This window comes from Paenibacillus sp. J31R30, assembly GCF_059692115.1.
Genome location: NZ_JCAUAV010000001.1, coordinates 1,309,201 through 1,329,825, shown reverse-complemented (window position 1 = coordinate 1,329,825; position 20,625 = coordinate 1,309,201). Strand labels below are relative to the sequence as shown.

Sequence of the window (20,625 nt, the reverse complement as noted above, 5' to 3'; positions counted from 1 at the left end):
TAACGTGATCGCTCAATGATGATCGACCGCGTTTAGAGGTAGGTTGCACCTTATTAAGATTTTTCCGAAAAATCGATGACATGCTTATTTTTGACGAAATACTCCACACCTGAATAAACAGTGATAATTGCTGCTGCCCAACTAGCTATTACATCAAAGGGAAAGTCTAGAAACGTAAATGGAAAATTATTAATTAACAGTGCAATGATGGCTGTAATCTGAGCCGCCGTCTTCGCTTTACCCCATTTGCTGGCCGCCATAACCGTACCCTCTAAGAGAGCAATTTGACGAAGTCCAGTAACTGCCCACTCTCTGCTAATAATGACAATAACGATCCATGCATCAACTTTATCCATTTCTACTAGTGAAACAAGTACAGCGGTAACAAGCAGCTTGTCTGCCAAAGGATCCAATAACTTGCCCAAATTCGTGACAAGATTACGTTTCCTTGCAATGTAACCATCTAAGCTATCTGTACTCGCAGCAATAATAAAAATTAAAGCAGCAATAATTTGATTATACGTTATGCTAAACTCCTCTATCCGTATTTGAGGAAATTTTACCTTAATCAACAAAAAGAACATGATGATAGGTACTAATAAAATTCTCGCTACGGTGATGCGGTTAGCTAAGTTCATGCAATTACCTCCCCGGATAAGTCAAACTCATAGGAGTGGGTAATACGAACTTTGGCTAGCTCTCCAATATTCAATTTCGCATTCGAAACGAACACTTCACCATCAATTTCAGGTGCGTCGAATTGGGAACGACCGATATAAACATCGCTTCTGCCATCGTATCTTTCAATAAGCACGTCAATTTCTTGTCCAATACGGCGACCACCGCGGATGTTCGAAATTTCACGTTGAATTTCCATAATGGCATTCGCGCGGTATTCTTTGACATCATCTGGCACTTGGTCCGGCAATCTTGCTGCTGGCGTATCATCTTCCTTGGAATATGCAAATACACCAAGACGATCAAATTGAACATCTCGTACAAATTGTTTCAAATTCTCAAAATCTTGTTCAGTTTCACCTGGGAAACCAACAATAAGTGACGTACGAAGGGCAACATCCGGAATGGATTCGCGAATTTTACGAACGAGCTCGCGGGTATCCTTTTGGCGTCCTGGTCTACGCATACGTTTAAGAATAGAATCTTCACTATGCTGCAACGGCATATCAATGTACTTGCACACTTTAGGATTCGTTGCCATCACTTCAATCAGTTCATCGCTGAAGAAGCCTGGGTAGGCATAGTGCAGACGCACCCACTCAATGCCTTCAACTTCACTTACTTTGTTCAACAAAGTAGGTAGCATGAAGCTGTCATAGAGATCCGTACCGTAGTTCGTAGAATCCTGCGCGATTAAGCTGATTTCTTTAACCCCTTGTGCAGCAAGGTTGGCTACTTCCGCTACAATAGATTCAATACTTCTACTTTTGAAGCTGCCGCGCATAATTGGAATCGAGCAGAATGTACATGCGTTATCACAGCCTTCAGCAATTTTCACATAGGCCGTGTAACGGGGTGTTGTCATCAATCTAGGCAAGTCTGCGTCATAGTTAAATACCGGATTCCCTACTAGGACCGGTTTCTTTCCTCTGAGCGCTTCATCAACAATATGATTAATTTTATCAAAATCGCCCGTACCGACAATGCCATCAATCTCTGGCATTTCATCCATCAACTGCTTCTTGTATCGTTGTGTTAAACAGCCCGAAACGATAAGCGCCTTGAGATTCGCCGTCTGCTTCAGCTCTGCCATATCCAAAATTGTATTTACGGATTCTTCTTTTGCAGCATCAATGAACCCGCAAGTGTTCACGATAATGACTGTGGCATCTTCCTTGTTCTCTACAAGTTGAAAACCACGGCCATGAATTAAGCCTGACATAATCTCGGAATCGACCAAATTCTTCTCACATCCGAGAGTAACTACTTTAACCTTTTCTGTCATGAACGAAACAACCTCCAATAGTCCTAAAAAACACTCCCTACCAGTATAATACAAGCCTAATGGGGTGTCAAAATGTAAAAACCCCCTGCTTCCAGGGGGTTTTCCTTACTGTAACCTTATTTTCCTGATTATTTCATATTAACAAACTGTAAATCCAATGGAATATCTGCTTTCCGAAGCAGAGCAATAACGGCTTGTAAATCGTCACGACTCTTCCCAGTTACACGAATTTGATCCCCTTGAATTTGTGTTTTTACCTTCAGCTTTGAGTCACGAATCAATATATTAATTTTCTTGGAATTGTCTTGATCGACGCCTTGCTTCATACTAATTTTCTGTCTAACCGTGGAACCAGCGGCTGGCTCTACTTTGGAATATTCGAGATTCTTAATCGAGATTCCGCGCTTCGTCATTTTGGCATGCATAATATCAAGGACATTTTGAAGCTTAAACTCATCATCCGAAGTGACAACGAGTTGATCCTTATCCAATTTAATGCTGCTTTTACTTCCTTTAAAATCAAAACGGGTCAAAATTTCTTTCTCCGCTTGTTGAATCGCATTATTTAGTTCCTGCATATCCACTTTAGATACAATATCAAATGAACTCTCTGTACTCATCTACATCCCAACATCCCTTCCATCAAATTACATTAGCATTATAGCAAGAACGCCAAAAAAAAGAAATATCCTACCCCCAAAGGGCTTCGAATATTTCCTAATAAGCTATTTTTAATTACCCGGGAAAGCGCAGGAACTGCCAAATTGCTAGCTTTTCTGCAAATTGAGTTGTACCCGCTTCGGATTCGGCGTATCTCCAACAGGAACGAGTGTGCCATTGACCATGAGCTGCAATGCACTAGCTGCGCCAACATTCAAGAATGCTGAGGTTGCTAGATCAAACGTATCCGTTTCACCGGCATTATACAATTTCTGTCTTAGCAATGCTCCCTTGTCACCCTCTGGAGTTAAAGCATTCACAGCAATCCAACAAGAACCGGTTATTTTGAATTGAATATTTAAATTCGCAGTTCCTGTAATGATGTAATTGTCTACACCTTTTTCATTGGAGCTGAATTTAACCTGAACCGCTGGCGGCGTTGGTGTCGGAGCTGGTGTAGGGGTCGGCGTTGCAAGAGCTGTAGCTTTACCATCCCCCGTAGCATTAACAGATGAGCTAGGTGACGGATTCGTGGAATCCGTGATCCGCGGCGATTGCGTTTGCGTTGGCTTCTCATCTGCAGGCGTTCCCTTATAATTCTTATATGTATAGTAGTATACGATCCCAAATATAAGCAAAATAAAACAGACAAACATAAGGCTGGATGCCCAGCGGCTCATCTTTTCTGTGTTGCGAACACTTGATCTATTCTTGCGAATCGCTTCAACAACAGGCTTCTCTATCGTTGGGGCAGGAAGCGTTGACTGATACATATTCAGAACTTCATTCGGATCAAGCCCCAAGGCTTCCGCATAACTTTTAATAAAAGCCCTCACGTAGAAACTTCCCGGCAGAACCTTGTAGTTTCCTTCTTCAATGGCTTCTAGATAGCGCTTGCGAATCTTTGTTACTTCCTGAAGATCATCCAGCGATATCTTTTTTTCCTGTCGTGTTTTGCGCAAAATATAGCCTAAGTCAGACATATGGTCACCTCCCCGAAGGAATTATGAATCCTGTTATTGACGTTTGAAATCTCAAAAAGGTTCGGACGTATACGTAAATGAATCATAATTAATTTCTTCATCCGGGCTGTTCCGAAGCTCAATGATATAATCAAAGTGATTATAGGTGTATTCCGATTCACGAATAAAAATGTCTGGATGCTCGATAACCTTTGTTGAAGGCAGTCCCATAATATCTTGTAACAAGCTGTAATGCTTCTCATTGGAACGTATGGTAGAAACAATTCCGTCAATGATGTAGACATTGTTTGGAGCCATTTCATCCTCGGAAAGCTGGCTGCGAACCGTTTGTCTCAATAAAGTTGAAGAAACGAAAGTCCAACGTTTATTCGCACATACGCTGCCGGCGATGATTGACTCTGTTTTACCAACTCGCGGCATACCCCGTAGTCCAACGACTTGATTTCCCTCTCGCTTGAAAATTTCACCAAGAAAATCAACTAACAAGCCTAGCTCGTCTCGCGTAAAACGAAATGTTTTGCGATCGTCAGAATCACGTTCAATATACCTGCCGTGACGAACAGCCAGAATATCAACTAATTTAGGGGGTCTCAAAGCAGTAATAGTAATATTATCTACTTTTCTCAACATTTTACCCATTAAATCAATTTTTTCTTCATCATTCGTTTGAAGCAGCATACCGCGGGTACGATCTTCAACCCCATTAATCGTCACGATGTTAATATCCAGCATCCCCATCAAAGAAGCTATATCACCTAATAAACCGGGACGGTTCTTGTGAATTTTGTATTCCATATACCATTCTTTAACGTCCAATTCTTCCACCTCATCATCATCTCTGTCACACATGTCTGTAAATGAACTAGAATGTTCATGTCCATTTAATTAATTTCTACAAATTCCGCCATTTTCCTTCTCTAAAACCAAGTCCAACTGACATTATTTCATCTTTAGTTCTTTTAGCTCTTGCGGATTGTAATTTTGAATCCCTTTTTGCCAAGCATGCGTTTTCATCATGGCTAACCGGTTATCAAAAATTTGTGTCCAATTGAGATCAGCGGTTAATGCACCCGTAAAGTCCATGACTGACACACCTAACGATTTCACTTTCTGAAGTTGTGCTTCTTCCACAGGACTATAGAAAATTACCCATGCTGCGTGATGTTGATGGATTTGAAATGTCAGCTGCTGAAGCCACTGGCTATTGTTCAGCAAGACAATGTGATCAGCTTCTTCTGAAGGTGCCCAAGCGGAGGGAATTGGTCGATCGCTTTGAGTAACCCATTCAATGATCGCATTTTGAAATAAAAGATCCTGAACCGCTTTGGTTCTCATGGTTTCCATCTGTTGCGTATCCAATTGGAGCAAGGCTGCTTGTTCATTAACAGCAACTGAACCGCCCTCTGCGAAAGGCTGGCTTTGTAAAAATGTCCATTTACCTGATGAAAGTCCTAACGCAATCGTCTCATTGGCTGAAGCGAACAGTTCATTGCCGACAACGTATATGTAATCATATGATTTCGTTTTCAGTTTCGAAACCACGTTCTCATCCAATGCATGTAAATCTTTAACCCAGTCGTATGCAATCGAGTTTCCATTGCGCCAACCTTTTAGTGTTTGTTCTAGCGCTTCTTTCGCTGATGCCGTTAATCCCGCACTCGAGATCATCAAAACAGACATTTTCTGATTAAGAACTTCTTGTTTAATGACAGGAATTCCACGATTTTCACAGCCAGCAAGTAAAGATATTAATAGGATTAAAATAAGTAATAATCGATTCTTTTGCATACAATTATAATTCCTTTCCAGCTTATAAAGCATGCAAAAGCCTCCGAAAGAGGAGGCTTTCACATCATACCCTATTGAATTGTAAAACGGTTATTAGCCTTTGTCTACTAATTTTACCATCAGGCGGGCAAGTGTATGCTTTTCCTGATCATTGCCAGCGTCCCACAACTCTTTGAGTACTCTTTCTTGCTCATTTTGAGGATCGACTTTGTCTGCCAAAAACTCCCCAATTTGAAAAGCGAGCTTGGAGATGGTTTCATCATTCATCCCTGCTTGTCCCGCCTGACTCACGCGTTCAGCCAAAAACTCTTTCCATTTGTCGAACACCTTAAGTACAGTAGCCATTGTAAGAAGCCTCCTTCGAGTTATGAGAAATGGTCACTACATACGTAATATGCGCTTCCCAAAACAGAATTATGCGTGGGCTTCATTGCCAAGAGGACTGTCCTACGTTAACCAGCCGCCATTCGGTGAAATGATTTGACCCGTAATGTAGCCAGATTCAGGCAATGCGAGAAAATAGACAAGTGATGCAACCTCGTGTGGAGACGCTAGTCGACCAACAGGTATTTCGTTCGTAATGGCGTCGATTTCTTCTGACTGAAAACCAGCCATCATATCGGTCTGAACGGCTCCAGGTGCCACGGCATTCACCGTAACACCTGAAGGCGCTAGTTCTTTGGCCAAGGCTTTCGTAAAGGCATTTAAGCCACCTTTGGCCGTTGAATATAAAACTTCACAAGAAGCACCGGATATCCCCCAAATTGAGGATACGTTGATAATACGCCCATATTTTTGCCTAACCATGGCCGACATGAATGCTTGTGTACAGAGGAAAGAGCCCTTCAGATTGACATTCATGACACGATCCCAATCTTCTTCCGTCACATCAGAAAGCATCCCATAGTGTGAGATACCTGCATTATTAACGACGATATCTGGGATCATATTCATCTGCTCCAGCTTTTCGCGCATTTTGAGAATCTGCTCGTGGGATTGAATATCTGCAGATACCGTCAAAACCGTCGCCCCTTGCTTCATGCAAGAACGGGCTATTTCATTAGCTGCTTCATGTGAATCGCGATAATGAATCACAATCTGCATCCCTACCGCGGCGAATCGTTGTGCGATGGCAGCTCCAATTCCTCTGCTAGCTCCCGTAATAAGCACGGTCTGATCTTTAAATGGCTTTACATCATTCACGACTTCTCACGACTCTGTACGATGGAAACAGCGAGCTTACTCCAATCAAAGTGCTCACGGAATCGACGATTAACATCTTCTAGAGTCAACTGTTCATACACGGGCAAAATATCGAAGAGATCAATCCCTTTGAAACGATATTTCGTATATTCATTGGCAATCGACTCAGGTGAATTCATCATTCGAAGGAAGCTTCCGATCTTCTTCTTCCGGCTGCGTTCGAATGTAACCTCATCGAGTCCATTCTCTTTTCTTTTTTCAACCTCTTCACGAATCCTTGCAATCAATTGGTCCGGATCCTTGGTATCCCCTCCAACAATGGAGAAGGCATAGCCGTCACTGCAATTATATTCATGACCGAAATTATCAGAGATCAGCTGATCGTCATAAAGTGTTTGATAAATATCCGAGCTCGAGCTAAACAAGATATCTAACATTAATTTGGTCGTCAATTCTCTAACTAATAAGGGTTTGCCTGTAATAGCAGGTGCTGTTTCCTTGAAGCCCATTAAACATTTCGGCAACGAAACTGGAAGTAAAATTAGCCTGCGCGCTTCCTTGACATCAACGGGCTCATCAGGGAAAAACCTTTGGATTTCCCCTTGCGGTGGAAAGGTTTTGGCTGCTTGATTTTCTTTGACTAGAGAAATAACCTCTTGCGGATTCACGCCGCCAACAACGAATAAGCTCATGTTGCTCGGATGATAAAAAGTGTTGTAACACTCGTACAACGTCTCTTTGGTAATTTCCGCAATAGACGCTACAGTCCCTGCAATATCAATATGAATCGGATGTTTCGCATATAGAGATTCGATCAAACCATAATAACTGCGCCAGTCTGCGTTATCCTCGTACATTTTAATTTCTTGCCCAATAATCCCTTTTTCCTTTTCTACATTCTCATCTGTAAAATAAGGATTTTGCACGAAATTAATTAATGTCGTTAAGTTTTCCAAGTACCGATCGGTTGATGAAAATAAATAAGCCGTTCGATCAAAGCTTGTAAAGGCATTTGCCGATGCACCATTCGTAGCAAACGTCGCGAAGATGTCACCTTCCGGTTCCTCGAACATTTTGTGCTCTAAGAAATGCGCAATACCATCCGGTACTCGCACAGCTTCTTTTCCTTGAACCTGGAAATAGTTATCGATGGAGCCATATTGGGTTGTAAAGGTGGCATACGTTTTCTGGAAACCTTCTTTGGGTAACACAAACACATGCAGCCCATTATCAAGCTTTTCATGATAAATGGTTTCACCGAGATGTGGATATGGAATACTCTGCATGGTCTACTCCCCCTTCTGATCCCGTAAAAAGTATATCGTGTCCAATTGAACCTTTTTCGCTGCTTCGGCGATGGCTGGAATATCCACTTGCTCAACAGATGAAATCAAGCCCGCAACTGTCCGCTCTTTCCCTGACAAAATGGCATTAAAATCAAAGGAAATCAACTCAAAGGCAGAGTCCTGGATTTCTCGTAACTGATTGGAAATCATAGCTCTTGTTTGACTCCATTCAATATCCGTAATTTCACCTTGTTCCATCGCTTTCAGTTGTTTACGAATGATATCAACGGCTTTCTCATAGTTGGCCATCTCAATACCAGACTGTATCGTTAGAATGCCTTTATGTCCATCAAAACGAGAAGAGGCATAGTACGCTAGACTCGCTTTCTCCCGAACATTGGTAAATAATTTGGAATGCGGATATCCGCCTAGTACGCCATTGTACATGAGTGCAACCGGGTATTGATCATCGCTATACGAAATATTCGTACGGAGACCCATATTCAACTTGCCTTGGTTAACATCCAACCGTTCTACGATCGTTTTCACATCGCCTGTTACACCACGCGGCGCCGAAGTGACATAGCTTACGTCAGCATTACGCTCGATAGCGAACGATTGCTTCACGATTTCTTCTACCTCACTAAGTGTTGTGTTGCCTACGACATAAATGTCCATTGGTGAAGTTTGGAGCCATTCTTTATACTGTTCGTAAAGCTTCTCCGCATTCATTCCGTCGAGATCTTCTATTTTACCTAAAGGATGAAGTCGGTAAGGTTCCCCGCTGCACATCTCTTCCATACAGCGCTCTGCCGCATAGCGGATTTTATCATTGATGACGGATTCAATTCGTTTACGAAGTGTTTGCTTTTCTGCATCCACATATTTCGTGCGGAAGTGCTGATCTTCTAGCGCTGGTCGAGTTAACGTTTCACCTACAAATTCAAGGCCCTGCTTCAGTAAGGAGTCCGCTGATTTCACGAAACGATCATTAATAATGTCCATTCGTAACTGAACGATTTGGTAGTCGCCGCGCTTATAAATATCGAACCCAAACCCAGCCCCGTATAAATCATCTAAATACTCACGGAACTGCTTGGTCTCAGGCCGCAACTCTGTACCTCTACGGAGAATAAATGGTGTTACCGCGGTGCTTGTGACCGTCTCCTCATCTAACTGACGGCCTATGTAGACGGAAATGGCAAAAGTTTTGAAACGATCTGTCGGCAGAACATGCATTCGGATATGCTTCCAGCTGCTGCGCTCAAATTGATTAGGCTTCAAAGGTCAGTCTCCCTTCTATGTCCGTGTAATAAATCCATTATATTCCTATACGAAGAGGAGAAGCAACCAATGCTGGTTCCTTCTCCTTGTCCATCTCTAAATTACACACAGAAAATGTGTTTACCGATTTTTTTAATCTGTTTTCTAGTCCAAATCCATTTGGACGTTGCCGTTTCGGGATTGAAGTAATAAATACAACCACCTGTTGGATCCAAACCATTCAAAGCATCCCGAACGGCTTTTTTGGATGATTCATTCGGTGTTAACCATATTTGACCATCGGCTACGGCTGTGAAAGCACCTGGTTGGAAAATAACACCGGAAACTGTATTCGGAAAACTCGGGGATTTTACTCGGTTAATGATGACTGCCGCTACAGCAACTTGTCCAATGAACGGCTCCCCGCGCGCTTCACCATTCACGGCATTCGCCATCAAATTGATATCTTGCTCTGAATAACCGAGATTGTTGGAAGGAGTTAAATTAGCAGGCTTAGAATCTGTTCCAGTACCTTTATTGGCAGCACCCTGATTATTAGATGCTGTTTCTGGCGCTGAAGGTTTCCAGCTTTTTGTAGCTTCCCAGAGCTTCAGCTTGGTTTTCGCGCCAACAATGCCGTCAACCTTCATGCCAAACTCACCTTGGAATCGCTTCACTGCTGTTAATGTCTTGTAGCCATAGTCGCCGTCTATGCCGCCGTTATAAAAGCCAATGAATTTCAATCTGCCCTGCAGCTCATACACATCGGAACCAGTGGCACCATATCGAACTTCATTTTTGCTAAACGTTTCTTCCGTCGGCGGGGTAAACCTTCCCTTCAATTGAAAAGAAACTACCAAGACAAAAACGATACAAAATGTAATGACAATTAGTCGTTTATTCATTCCCCTACTCAACCTCACTTTTCAAATTACAGCCTTTTCTTGCTTATTATGAGAAAGCGAGTCAATGATTATGCAAATAAAAACACTCTCCATTGGAGAGTGTTAATCTGACACGGATTAGGAACTAATCCGATTATGATGATATTGTTCAAGCGAGAGGAGTACTTCACGCGGCTTACTGCCTTCATAGGGGCCAACAACGCCTTTGGCCTCCATGGCGTCTACAAGTCTAGCTGCACGTGTGTAGCCGACTCTCATTCGCCGTTGAAGCAGTGAAACGGATGCTTGCTTCGCTTCCAACACAATTTGAACAGCTTGATCGTAGAGCTCGTCCTCAAATTCATTCTGCTGCTCTGGCATTTCCTCAACCTGTGGAACTAGCTCCTCGCGATAGTTGGCTTGTTCTTGCGTACGTACGAAGCCGACTACCTGCTCAACCTCACCATCGGAGAGGAATGCCCCTTGAACACGTACTGGTTTGGATGCACCTACAGGCAAATAAAGCATATCTCCACGACCTAACAGCTTCTCAGCTCCTACCATATCCAGAATGGTCCGGGAATCCACTTGTGACGATACACCAAATGCAATACGGGAAGGGATATTGGCCTTGATAACACCGGTAATAACATCAACAGATGGTCGTTGTGTGGCAATAATTAAGTGAATGCCGGCTGCCCGAGCCATCTGAGCAAGTCGACAGATCGAATCCTCGACATCATTAGCCGCAACCATCATAAGATCTGCCAACTCATCTACGATGACGACATAATAAGGCAGCGGCGCTGACGTACCGCTCTCCGTCAACAGGGCATTATAGCCTTCAATATTCCGTGTTCCGCTTTTGGAGAATAACTCATAGCGTTTCTCCATTTCGACAACGATTTTCTTCAGCGCTAAGGATGCACGCCGCGGATCCGTAACTACAGGTGCTAATAAATGTGGGATACCATTATACACGTTCAACTCAACCATCTTCGGATCGATCATTAAGAATTTCACTTCATTTGGTTTCGCTTTATACAAAATACTCGTAATAATCCCATTAATACAGACGGATTTACCTGATCCGGTAGCACCGGCAACAAGTAAATGCGGCATTCTTGCAAGATTGCCTACAATCGGTTGACCAGAAATATCTCGTCCAAGCACGACAGATAAACGTGAGCTAGACTCCTGAAAAGCGGAGGTTTCCATTACTTCACGCATCGTGACTATGGAAACTTCCAAATTTGGTACTTCGATACCAATCGCTGATTTTCCAGGGATCGGAGCTTCCATTCGGATATCCTTCGCTGCAAGAGCAAGCGCGATATCATCCGTCAACGAAACAATTCGACTGACTTTCACACCAACATCAGGTTGAATTTCATATCGTGTAACCGCAGGACCTCTAACTACCTCCAGGACCTTAGCTCGAACACCAAAGCTTTCTAGTGTCGCTTCTAGCTTTCTTGCATTCGCCTTATAATCCGCCATCTCACTACCCTTGCCTAAAGCAGGTCTTGCTAATAAATCAAGTGAAGGGATCTCATACGGACGTGACACAATAACGGGTGTATCCTGAAATTCAAGTGTGACAGGTTCATTCTCATTGTCATTTTCATTCCCAGTCGTAGCCGTTGTCGGTACATTCGTTGCCAATGGCGTAGGCACTGCTGAAGGTCTAACCACTTGCTGCGCTTCTTGGATAACCTGTTCTTGAAAATCACGAATAATGGGTGCACCAGGCTGATCACCTGAAGTATGTATAGATTCATCCGTTGTTACTACCGGACTCGAGTAAACGACTTCCTCTTGGACAACATCATCTTCAGCAGCTGACAGGTTGTCCTCGATATCATCTCGATCTCTAGCAGCTGACTTCTTGCGACTCTCCTTAATTGGACGAAGAAGCTCCATGAATAATGGAGATTTCTTTGCCCTCTTCACCGGCTGGAAAACCTCTTCATCGAACTCATCATCGACAGGTACATAAGCTGGCTTTTTCACTTTAGTCGTCGGTGCAGTCCCAGCTGAAGCAGTCTGCGGCCCACGACCTTCTCGATCCTGCAGCCATTCCTTCATTCTATCTTTGAAATTCTGTCCCACATTGCTGAAACGGCCCTTCACGATGTTACCAATATCCACATAGGAAACGCCTGTTGCTAGAATAAAACCCATCACAAAAAGCATATATTGGATTAATCTCGCACCAAGGTAATCAAACAAGAAATAGAGTATGCTGTATAAAAATGCACCTACCATTCCTCCGCCAATTCCGTGCTCTAGTGAAGCCTTACCAGCTTCTGTTGGGTGCAACCCCTCTAACATGGCTGACCAGGTCGAAGAAATCACTTTACCTGATGTAAAATCATTGTTTGGGTATAGCTGAGCGAATAAATCAATATGATTCTTGATTAATAATCCAAGAATGAATAACAAAATGCCCGCTTTCTTAGGAGTTACCATTTGCGGCCATGCTCGTTTGATCATCGCATACAGTGCCACATAAATGAATATGAGTGGTATGAGTGAATACCAAGTTCCCACGAAAAAACGAAACAAATAAATCAATGAATTCCCTACATGTCCTTGATGAGCAAGAGCAATGACAGAGAAAATCAAGATGAGGATTCCATACAACTCGAATAATAAGCTGGTTTTTACAGCCTTCGTCTTTTTCCTGCGTTTCGCCAAAATTGTCACCCCCAAGTCCACATTATACCATAATTGACTTGAGGGATGATAGCGAACACGACCTACCGCGATGAAATCGTTTCGATCTGAGGAGTGTAGGAAATAATGTTTCCTGGGGCATATTGTTCATTCAAATAGTCCTGTGGATTGCAGCTGTACAGCCTTACAATACGCGCCTGATAGCCGCTTAGAGGCTCAATTTGCATCATGAAGCCATCCTGCTCGATATCTACGTATTGAGGAGCAAATGAATCGAATCCTTCAAAAATGATTTCCATTGGAATCACTGAATAATGGATCATTGAACAAGCCCTCCTGAATTCGTCGCTTTCTTCGCTTCTATTCGGCTGTTCAGCTCCTTGATGGCATCTCCTATACCTCCAACTTGATTGATTAATCCATATTTAACTGCGTCGATACCGATTACCGTTGTGCCGATATCTCGCGTAAGTTCACCGGTTTTAAACATCAGCTCTTTAAACTTCTCTTCGGTAACGTTGGAATGCTTTGTTACAAAACGTACGACGCGCTCTTGCATTTTATCTAAATATTCAAAGGTTTGCGGCACGCCAATGACCAAACCATTCATACGAATCGGATGAATCGTCATCGTTGCTGTTTCCGCAATAATCGAATAGTCGGCTGAGACCGCAATCGGAACTCCAATGCTATGTCCTCCTCCTAGAACTAACGCAATTGTTGGTTTCGATAATGTAGCGATCATTTCTGCAATCGCAAGCCCTGCCTCCACATCGCCGCCAACTGTGTTTAATATAATCATAACCCCTTCAATCTTGGAATTCTGCTCAGCTGCGACGAGTTGTGGAATTAAGTGTTCATATTTGGTTGTTTTATTCTGAGGAGGCAGTACGATATGACCCTCTATCTGCCCGATTATCGTTAGACAAAAAATATTCGATTCGCCAGAAACTGTGTTGGTTTGGCCTAATTGTTGAATATTCTCTAGAACGGCATTTTTCTTGGTTTCCTCTGTTCCCTGTTCTTGTTCCTTCGAGCCTGGTTCTGATGCCACTCCAAAATCCCCTTTCAAATTATGCTACAAAGACAAAGGTGTTCAATATCTCCCATAGTATGAATAAAATTGGTTATTTTCATGCATACTTCACTTTGCAGCAACAAGAAAAAGCTCCCTCCAATAGGAGAGAGCTTTACTATTTGCATAGGCTCAAGTGACTTGTTCGAGTACCTAAACTTCCATAATGATAGGAAGAATCATTGGTCTTCTTCTGGTTTGTTCATATAAAAAGCGTCCGAGAACATCTTTCACATTTGTTTTTAAAGATGCCCATTCATTTACATTTTCATTCATAAGTTTAGTTAACGTATTTGTTACGATACGATTGGCTTCTTCAAGAAGTCCTTCGGATTCACGAACATAAACAAATCCGCGTGAAATAATATCTGGGCCTGACAAAATTTTGCCATCTTGTTTACTTAGTGTAACCACGACAACGAGAATTCCATCTTGCGACAGCAATTTACGGTCACGCAATACGATATTGCCTACATCCCCAACACCTAGTCCATCAATTAGGATGTTGCCGCTTTGAACTTTTGATCCTTTGCGAGCAGCACCATTTTGAATTTCAACCGTGTCCCCAATATCGCACATAAAAATATCTTCTTTAGGAATGCCGACAGACTCGGCAAGAATGGCATGTTGACGCAGCATACGGTATTCGCCATGAATCGGAATAAAGTATTTCGGCTTCATTAGGTTCAGCATCAGCTTTAATTCTTCCTGACTACCGTGACCTGAAACGTGAACACCTGTTACTGATCCTGGCCCGTAGATCACGTGGGCACCGATACGCATAAGCTCATCGACCGTTCTCCCTACGTAACGCTCATTTCCTGGAATCGGAGTTGCCGCAATAATGACCGTATCTCCTGGTAAAATATCAATTTTACGATGAGTGGAACGCGCCATTCTTGTAAGAGCAGACATCGGCTCGCCTTGGCTACCCGTGGAAAGAATAACTACACGATCGGCTGCAAGCTTATTAACTTCCTCTGGCTCAATCAACATGCCATCTGGAATGTGCAGGTAGCCTAATTCGCTAGCAATCGAAACAACGTTCACCATACTGCGACCAATAACCGTTACTTTGCGATTCGTTGCTGCCGCTGCATCAAACACCTGTTGAACACGGTGAATATTCGATGCAAAAGTAGCAATGACAACTCTTTGCTTCGCTTTACGGAACACTTCTTCAATCTCAATACCTACACCACGCTCTGATCCTGTGTAGCCTGGACGTTCTGCATTCGTACTGTCTGAAAGCAAGGCAAGAACGCCTTTCTTTCCGATCTCAGCCATACGATGCAAATCTGCATATTGTTCATTAACTGGAGTTTGATCAAACTTAAAGTCTCCCGTATGAACAACTACGCCTTCTGGCGTATCAAGAGCGACACCCACAGAATCCGGAATACTATGATTGGTTTTAAAGAATGTTGCCGTAAGTACGCCCAGGGGAAGAACAGATTCCGAATTGATTAGAATTCGGTTCGTCGTTCCGAGCAAGTTCGCTTCTTTCAACTTAGCTTCGATGAGTCCCATCGTTAACTTCGTTGCATAGAGGGGTACATTAAGGTGCTTCAGCACGTAAGGTAAGCCACCAATGTGATCTTCATGGCCGTGAGTAATGATAATTCCGCGTACTTTATCCCGATTCTCCGTTAGGTACCCAATATCTGGGATGACAATGTCAATTCCGAGCATGTCCTCCTCTGGAAATTTCAAACCACTGTCAATGACGATAATATCGTTCGCATACTGAACGCAATACATATTTTTTCCGATTTCGCCCACGCCGCCAAGAGCGAAGATCAAAAGTTTATCAATATTTTTTTTGGACAAGAATATACCTCCTTCATAGATTGGACGACGAATTTTAAATGAAAAAACCGAACTAGTCACTTGCAACCATTATACATGAAAAAAAACAGCAAATACAAGTTAATACTGAATACGTCTAGATTTCCCCAAAAAAGAAAACCGATGCCGGAAGCACCGATTCATTAGGCCTGATCATACAAAAAGTGATTGAATGAATTGTCCTTCTTGCTCGGATACACGAACTAATGGAAGTCGAACGCCGCCTGTTTCAATGCCCTTGAGAGCCAGAGCATGCTTAATTGGCGCAGGGCTCGGTGCACAAAAAATACCAGTGAATACAGGATGAAGCTTACGATGAAGCTCTGCAGCTTGCTGAATGTTGCCTTCTAAATAATACTTTATCATAGTTTGCATTTCTTTTCCAATCACATGACTCGCAACACTGATAATTCCTTCGCAACCAATAGCTAGAGCTGGCAATGTATTACTATCATCTCCACTATAGACGAGGAAATTAGGAGCAGCATGCGTCAAGATACGCGTCATCTGATCCGTATTCGAGCAATCTTTGGTTGCTACGATGTTCGGGATCTGAGAAAGACGAATCGTTGTGTCGGCATCCAAATTAACTCCTGCTCGACCTGGTACATTATAGAGCACTACTGGTACTTCAACAGCCTCAGCAATCGCTTTAAAATGCTGGTACAACCCTTCCTGTGAAGGACGATTGTAATAAGGTGCTACAAGCAGCAATGCGTCAACACCAAGTTGCTCAACTTTACGCGAAAATGCGATTGTATGAACAGTGTCATTACTTCCAGTACCTGCAATGATCTTGCAACGACCAGCCGCAACACGAACGGAAAGCTCAATAAGTCTCAGCTTTTCATCCTCTGATAATGTCGGCGACTCCCCTGTCGTCCCACAAATCACGAGACCGTCCGAATGCTGCTCTTCAATTAAATAATTAATTAGGGGCTCAACTTGATCCCAATTGACCTGTAACTGCTCGTCAAATGGTGTAACCATTGCTGTGACTACTCTTCCAAAACTCACTGGTACGCCTCCTGATTTACACATTTTTATTTATATAAATTGAATTTTCGATGAAGTGCTCGAACGGACTTGATCATATCCACACCTTGTACAAGCACCCAAATGGTTGTATTGGAATCCGCAGATTGCAGAATTCGAATATCTTCCACGGTCAACGCTTCCACAATGTGCGCCATAATACCAGGTACACCATTCATTCCGCCACCAATCACGGAAACCTTCGCACAGCCACTCGTGAACTTGGGCTCGTAGCCCTGCGCCTTGAGTAATTGAACTGCACGTTCTGCTTCATGATCAAAGACAGTATATACAACGCCTGAAGGGTTCACGTTAATAAAATCTACACTGATCTGATGTTGTGCCATCGTTTTGAAAACACGTAACTGAAGATCGAATTCTCCATCAACGGCAGCGACCTGGATCTGTGTAATATTCGTAAAATGAGCAATCCCTGTAACAAAGCGATCTTTAACATGGTTAACTTCTGAAAGCATGTTGTCGGAAGCCGTGACTAGTGTTCCTTCTTCTTTGGTGAAGGTTGACCTCACACGAATCGGGATATTCGCTTGCATGGCTACTTCGACAGCTCGTGGATGAATAACTTTGGCTCCGTTATGGGCCATATTGCATATCTCACTGAAACTCACACGCTGTAATGGTTTAGCGTCTTCAACGATTCTTGGATCCGCTGTCAAAATACCATTGACATCTGTGAAGATATCCACTATTTCTGCTTTGACTGCTGCGCCAAGGGCAGTTGCCGATGTATCGCTGCCACCGCGGCCCAGCGTTGTCAACTCATCAGAACTCGTTTTCCCTTGAAAACCTGTAACAATGACAACTTGGTCCTGTTCTAACAATTCAAGGATACGACCCGGCTTCATGGCAATGATCTGAGCATTACCATGATTCTCATTCGTGATCAGACCAGCTTGCCCACCCGTCAAAACTGTAGCTCGAATCCCTGATTTGTGAAGTAAACTGCACAAAAGTACTGCAGATATTAACTCTCCGCAGCCCATTAACATATCGAGTTCCCGCGCCGGCAGCCCTTCCCCGTTCTTACGAACTAGGTCGATAAGCGTGTCAGTCGCATAAGGTTCCCCTTTTCTTCCCATCGCAGATACGACAACAACTAGTTTATAATGTTGGATTAGTGCATCTTGGATATGTCCAATAACGTGTTCTCTAGCTTGTGCGGTGGAAAGCGAAGTACCTCCGAATTTTTGTACAAGAATTCGCATGAGTTTCCTCCATTTTCACTGCTACAAATAAGCAGTATGCTAATTATTGCTCTAAAGCAATATATTCAGCAATTTGCACTGCATTCCAAGCAGCACCTTTTAACAAATTATCTGAAACAATCCACATGTTAAGCGCTTTAGGGTTACTCAAATCGCGACGTACACGCCCAACGAATGTTTCGAGTTTACCTGCAGCATCTGTAGCAAGTGGGTACTGTTGTTCTGCCGGGTTATCAACAAGAACTATACCAGGCGCATTTGCAAGCAAAGTTTTCACTTCTTCGATTTCAAAATCTTCTTTCAATTCTACATAAACAGATTCCGAGTGTCCGTAAACAACAGGAATACGCACGCATGTAGCCGTAACTTCAATGGACTCATCGCCCATAATTTTCTTTGTTTCAAGAATCATTTTCATTTCTTCATTCGTAAATCCATTGTCAAGGAATTTATCGATTTGCGGAATCGCATTGAAAGCGATTTGGTGCTTAACTGGCAAGGAACCGACCGGTAGAATTTCCGGGTTCACCTCATTACCTGCTAGTACTTCTTTGGACTGTCTAAGCATTTCATTAATCGCTTTAGCGCCAGCACCCGAAACGGCCTGGTACGTTGAAACAATAATGCGTGAAATACCATAACGGTCATATAGCGGCTTAAGCGCTGCAACCATTTGAATCGTGGAACAGTTCGGGTTTGCGATAATCCCTTTATGTTCATTGATTTTCTCTACATTTACTTCTGGAACAACAAGTGGAGTTTCTGGGTCCATCCGATACGCACTTGTATTGTCAATACAAATTGCACCTGCTTCTACCGCATGCGGAGCCAATGCTTTCGTAACATCGCCACCAGCACTGAATAGAGCAATTTCAACTCCTTGAAAGCTTTCAGGAGTTGCTTCTTGCACGACAACTTCTTGACCTTTAAATGAAAGCTTAACACCTGCAGAGCGAGCGGAAGACAGTAATTTCAATTCCTTGATGGGGAAATTCCGTTCTTCTAGTAGACGGATGATTTGTTCGCCAACGGCGCCTGTAGCGCCTACAACTGCAACGTTAAATAGCTTCTGGTTGGACATATGCTGGTCTCTCCCCCTCAAGTTGTTATCTATACATTAGTATTGAAATCTCTCAATAATCATGGGCTGCAATTGTTTACCTTCAAGGGCAGCTTCACAAGCTTCCATAATCAAGTCCATCCGAGCCACCAACGAATTTGGTTTAGCTCCTGGCGCATCTTGACCATAGGGTACAAAATAAATATTTTTCGTTATTAACAGCTTTGCAATATTCATTGCGTTTAAGCCCAAACCGTCATTCGTTGAAATCGCTAATACAAGCGGTCTCAAGTTTCTCATTTGTGCTTTAGCTGCCATAAGTACGGGACTTTCCGTCATTGCATTTGCTAGTTTACTAGTTGTATTACCCGTACAAGGAGCAATAACCATCACATCCAATAGCTTCGATGGACCTAGCGGTTCTGCATCTACAATTGTAGAAATAATCTCATTTCCCGTAATATCCTTCAGCATTTGCTGCCAATCGGCTGACTTACCGAAACGTGTGTCGGTCGTCATAATTGTATTCGATACAATTGGAATAACCCGAGCACCCGCATCTACGAATCTCTTAATCTGAGGCATGACCTCTTCAAGTGTACAGTGAGAACCGGTTAATGCATAACCGACTGTTTTCCCTTGCCAATTCATTCCACATCGCTCCTGTCTTTGAAGTCTTCCTCGATCAGCTGACTTAACGTGTTAGCCATAATTCGGCCAGCTGTTTTGGGGGCGACGATTCCAGGTAAACCGGGCGCTAGCATCGCTTTTATGCCTCTCTTCTCGGCAAATCGAAAGTCTGTTCCGCCGGGTTTCGAAGCTAAATCGATAATAAGCGCGCGATGTGGGATATTGGTAATAACTTGCGCTGTGACTATCATAGTCGGAATTGTGTTAAAAAGCAAGTCAATATTCCCCACTTCCGGGTACAGATCCTTCGTATAAAAAGGCTGAAAACCCATCTCCCACGCCCTTGCATAATGCTCCGGTTTCCTGACGCCAACCTTGACGGTTGCCCCTAATCCTTGTAAGGTTTTAGCCATTGTAAACCCTGTTCGGCCAAAACCCAAAACCATACAAACGGATCCATGAATTGTAATATCGGTGTTCTGGATGGCCATCATAAGCGCACCCTCTGCAGTTGGAATCGAATTATAAATGGCAATATCATCACGATCTAGCAGCTCTACAAGCTCAATCCCATGTGCCAAAACGAGCTTCTTCAAATAGCTTTTGGCCATACCGGTATATACCTTGGCATGCTTCGGCAATGAAGATATGTGCTCATCCGTCAGAATCATTTCTTCGCTTGAGAAAATCGATTCCACTTGTCCTGTCTCATCCGTACCTACAACTGGCAAAATAAGTGCATCCACATGTTGAAACAATTCCGGTTCTAGCTTCACATTCGTTACACCGTGAAATTGCCTCCCGAGATTGTCAAATCCGAGTAATATAACGGTAGCGTCTAGCTCAGTAAATTTCTGAATTACTTCAAGTTGCCGGGCGTCTCCCCCCATAATAGCAACCGAAATCCCAGTAAGCATTCTTGCTTACACCCCTTCCTCGGTCCGTTTCGATACGTTATACTATGCGTTCGCCTAAGGATGGGTGACTTCCGACTTTGCATCCTCGAAAACAAGAAAGAACCCCTTCCTAAGAAGAGGCTCTT

General features: G+C 43.1%; 20 protein-coding genes. All 20 read right to left on the bottom strand.

The window, feature by feature from the left end:
- Positions 1 to 53: 53 nt before the first annotated feature.
- The 20 genes from pgsA to dpsA all read right to left on the bottom strand — a co-directional run bounded on the left by pgsA (position 54) and on the right by dpsA (position 20,500).
- Positions 54 to 638, bottom strand: a complete 585-nt coding sequence (gene pgsA / locus AC58QO_RS05250) for a CDP-diacylglycerol--glycerol-3-phosphate 3-phosphatidyltransferase (RefSeq protein ID WP_056625118.1) — start codon at positions 636 to 638, stop codon at positions 54 to 56.
- Complete coding sequence (rimO, locus tag AC58QO_RS05245) at positions 635 to 1,963, bottom strand: 30S ribosomal protein S12 methylthiotransferase RimO (protein ID WP_497264192.1); 1,329 nt, start codon at positions 1,961 to 1,963, stop codon at positions 635 to 637. Before rimO ends, pgsA begins: the two co-directional genes overlap by 4 nt.
- A 128-nt stretch (positions 1,964 to 2,091) precedes the next feature.
- A complete protein-coding gene (locus AC58QO_RS05240; RefSeq protein WP_065853810.1) occupies positions 2,092 to 2,583 on the bottom strand; it encodes a YajQ family cyclic di-GMP-binding protein in 492 nt (163 codons plus the stop codon).
- 147 nt (positions 2,584 to 2,730) lie between these two features.
- Complete coding sequence (locus tag AC58QO_RS05235; protein WP_497264191.1) at positions 2,731 to 3,606, bottom strand: helix-turn-helix domain-containing protein; 876 nt, start codon at positions 3,604 to 3,606, stop codon at positions 2,731 to 2,733.
- Positions 3,607 to 3,657: 51 nt separating this feature from the next.
- A complete protein-coding gene (locus AC58QO_RS05230) occupies positions 3,658 to 4,455 on the bottom strand; it encodes a DUF3388 domain-containing protein (protein ID WP_436236112.1) in 798 nt (265 codons plus the stop codon).
- A 90-nt stretch (positions 4,456 to 4,545) separates the two neighbouring features.
- Positions 4,546 to 5,394 (bottom strand): hypothetical protein, encoded by an 849-nt coding sequence (locus AC58QO_RS05225; protein ID WP_497264190.1) that lies wholly within the window; start codon positions 5,392 to 5,394, stop codon positions 4,546 to 4,548.
- Positions 5,395 to 5,487: 93 nt separating this feature from the next.
- Positions 5,488 to 5,739 (bottom strand): DUF3243 domain-containing protein, encoded by a 252-nt coding sequence (locus AC58QO_RS05220; protein WP_497264189.1) that lies wholly within the window; start codon positions 5,737 to 5,739, stop codon positions 5,488 to 5,490.
- Positions 5,740 to 5,841: 102 nt separating this feature from the next.
- A complete protein-coding gene (ymfI, locus tag AC58QO_RS05215) occupies positions 5,842 to 6,597 on the bottom strand; it encodes an elongation factor P 5-aminopentanone reductase (RefSeq protein WP_497264188.1) in 756 nt (251 codons plus the stop codon).
- Positions 6,594 to 7,883 (bottom strand): EF-P 5-aminopentanol modification-associated protein YfmH, encoded by a 1,290-nt coding sequence (gene yfmH / locus AC58QO_RS05210; protein ID WP_497264187.1) that lies wholly within the window; start codon positions 7,881 to 7,883, stop codon positions 6,594 to 6,596. The genes ymfI and yfmH overlap by 4 nt, the downstream gene beginning before the upstream one ends.
- Before the next feature lie 3 nt (positions 7,884 to 7,886).
- Entirely contained in the window at positions 7,887 to 9,167 is a 1,281-nt protein-coding gene (yfmF, locus tag AC58QO_RS05205; protein WP_497264186.1) for an EF-P 5-aminopentanol modification-associated protein YfmF, read from the bottom strand.
- 101 nt (positions 9,168 to 9,268) lie between these two features.
- The gene (gene sleB / locus AC58QO_RS05200; protein WP_497264185.1) at positions 9,269 to 10,051 is read right to left on the bottom strand and encodes a spore cortex-lytic enzyme; all 783 of its coding nucleotides are present in this window, start codon (positions 10,049 to 10,051) and stop codon (positions 9,269 to 9,271) included.
- Positions 10,052 to 10,168: 117 nt separating this feature from the next.
- The gene (locus AC58QO_RS05195) at positions 10,169 to 12,730 is read right to left on the bottom strand and encodes a DNA translocase FtsK (RefSeq protein ID WP_497264184.1); all 2,562 of its coding nucleotides are present in this window, start codon (positions 12,728 to 12,730) and stop codon (positions 10,169 to 10,171) included.
- A gap of 62 nt (positions 12,731 to 12,792) precedes the next feature.
- Positions 12,793 to 13,032, bottom strand: a complete 240-nt coding sequence (locus AC58QO_RS05190; RefSeq protein WP_497264183.1) for a YlzJ-like family protein — start codon at positions 13,030 to 13,032, stop codon at positions 12,793 to 12,795.
- Entirely contained in the window at positions 13,029 to 13,763 is a 735-nt protein-coding gene (locus AC58QO_RS05185; protein ID WP_497264182.1) for a ClpP family protease, read from the bottom strand. The genes AC58QO_RS05190 and AC58QO_RS05185 overlap by 4 nt, the downstream gene beginning before the upstream one ends.
- A 174-nt stretch (positions 13,764 to 13,937) precedes the next feature.
- A complete protein-coding gene (locus tag AC58QO_RS05180) occupies positions 13,938 to 15,614 on the bottom strand; it encodes a ribonuclease J (protein WP_310500268.1) in 1,677 nt (558 codons plus the stop codon).
- A gap of 171 nt (positions 15,615 to 15,785) precedes the next feature.
- Positions 15,786 to 16,649 (bottom strand): 4-hydroxy-tetrahydrodipicolinate synthase, encoded by an 864-nt coding sequence (dapA, locus tag AC58QO_RS05175; protein ID WP_497264181.1) that lies wholly within the window; start codon positions 16,647 to 16,649, stop codon positions 15,786 to 15,788.
- 26 nt (positions 16,650 to 16,675) lie between these two features.
- Positions 16,676 to 17,893, bottom strand: coding sequence for an aspartate kinase (gene dapG / locus AC58QO_RS05170; protein ID WP_497264180.1), 1,218 nt, complete (start codon positions 17,891 to 17,893; stop codon positions 16,676 to 16,678).
- A gap of 43 nt (positions 17,894 to 17,936) precedes the next feature.
- Positions 17,937 to 18,974 carry an aspartate-semialdehyde dehydrogenase gene (locus AC58QO_RS05165; protein ID WP_497264179.1) on the bottom strand — a complete coding sequence of 346 codons (1,038 nt, stop codon included), beginning with the start codon at positions 18,972 to 18,974 and terminating at the stop codon, positions 17,937 to 17,939.
- A 36-nt stretch (positions 18,975 to 19,010) separates the two neighbouring features.
- Entirely contained in the window at positions 19,011 to 19,604 is a 594-nt protein-coding gene (locus AC58QO_RS05160) for a dipicolinate synthase subunit B (protein WP_056625070.1), read from the bottom strand.
- A complete protein-coding gene (gene dpsA, locus AC58QO_RS05155) occupies positions 19,601 to 20,500 on the bottom strand; it encodes a dipicolinate synthase subunit DpsA (RefSeq protein WP_497264178.1) in 900 nt (299 codons plus the stop codon). The genes AC58QO_RS05160 and dpsA overlap by 4 nt, the downstream gene beginning before the upstream one ends.
- Positions 20,501 to 20,625 lie beyond the last annotated feature (125 nt).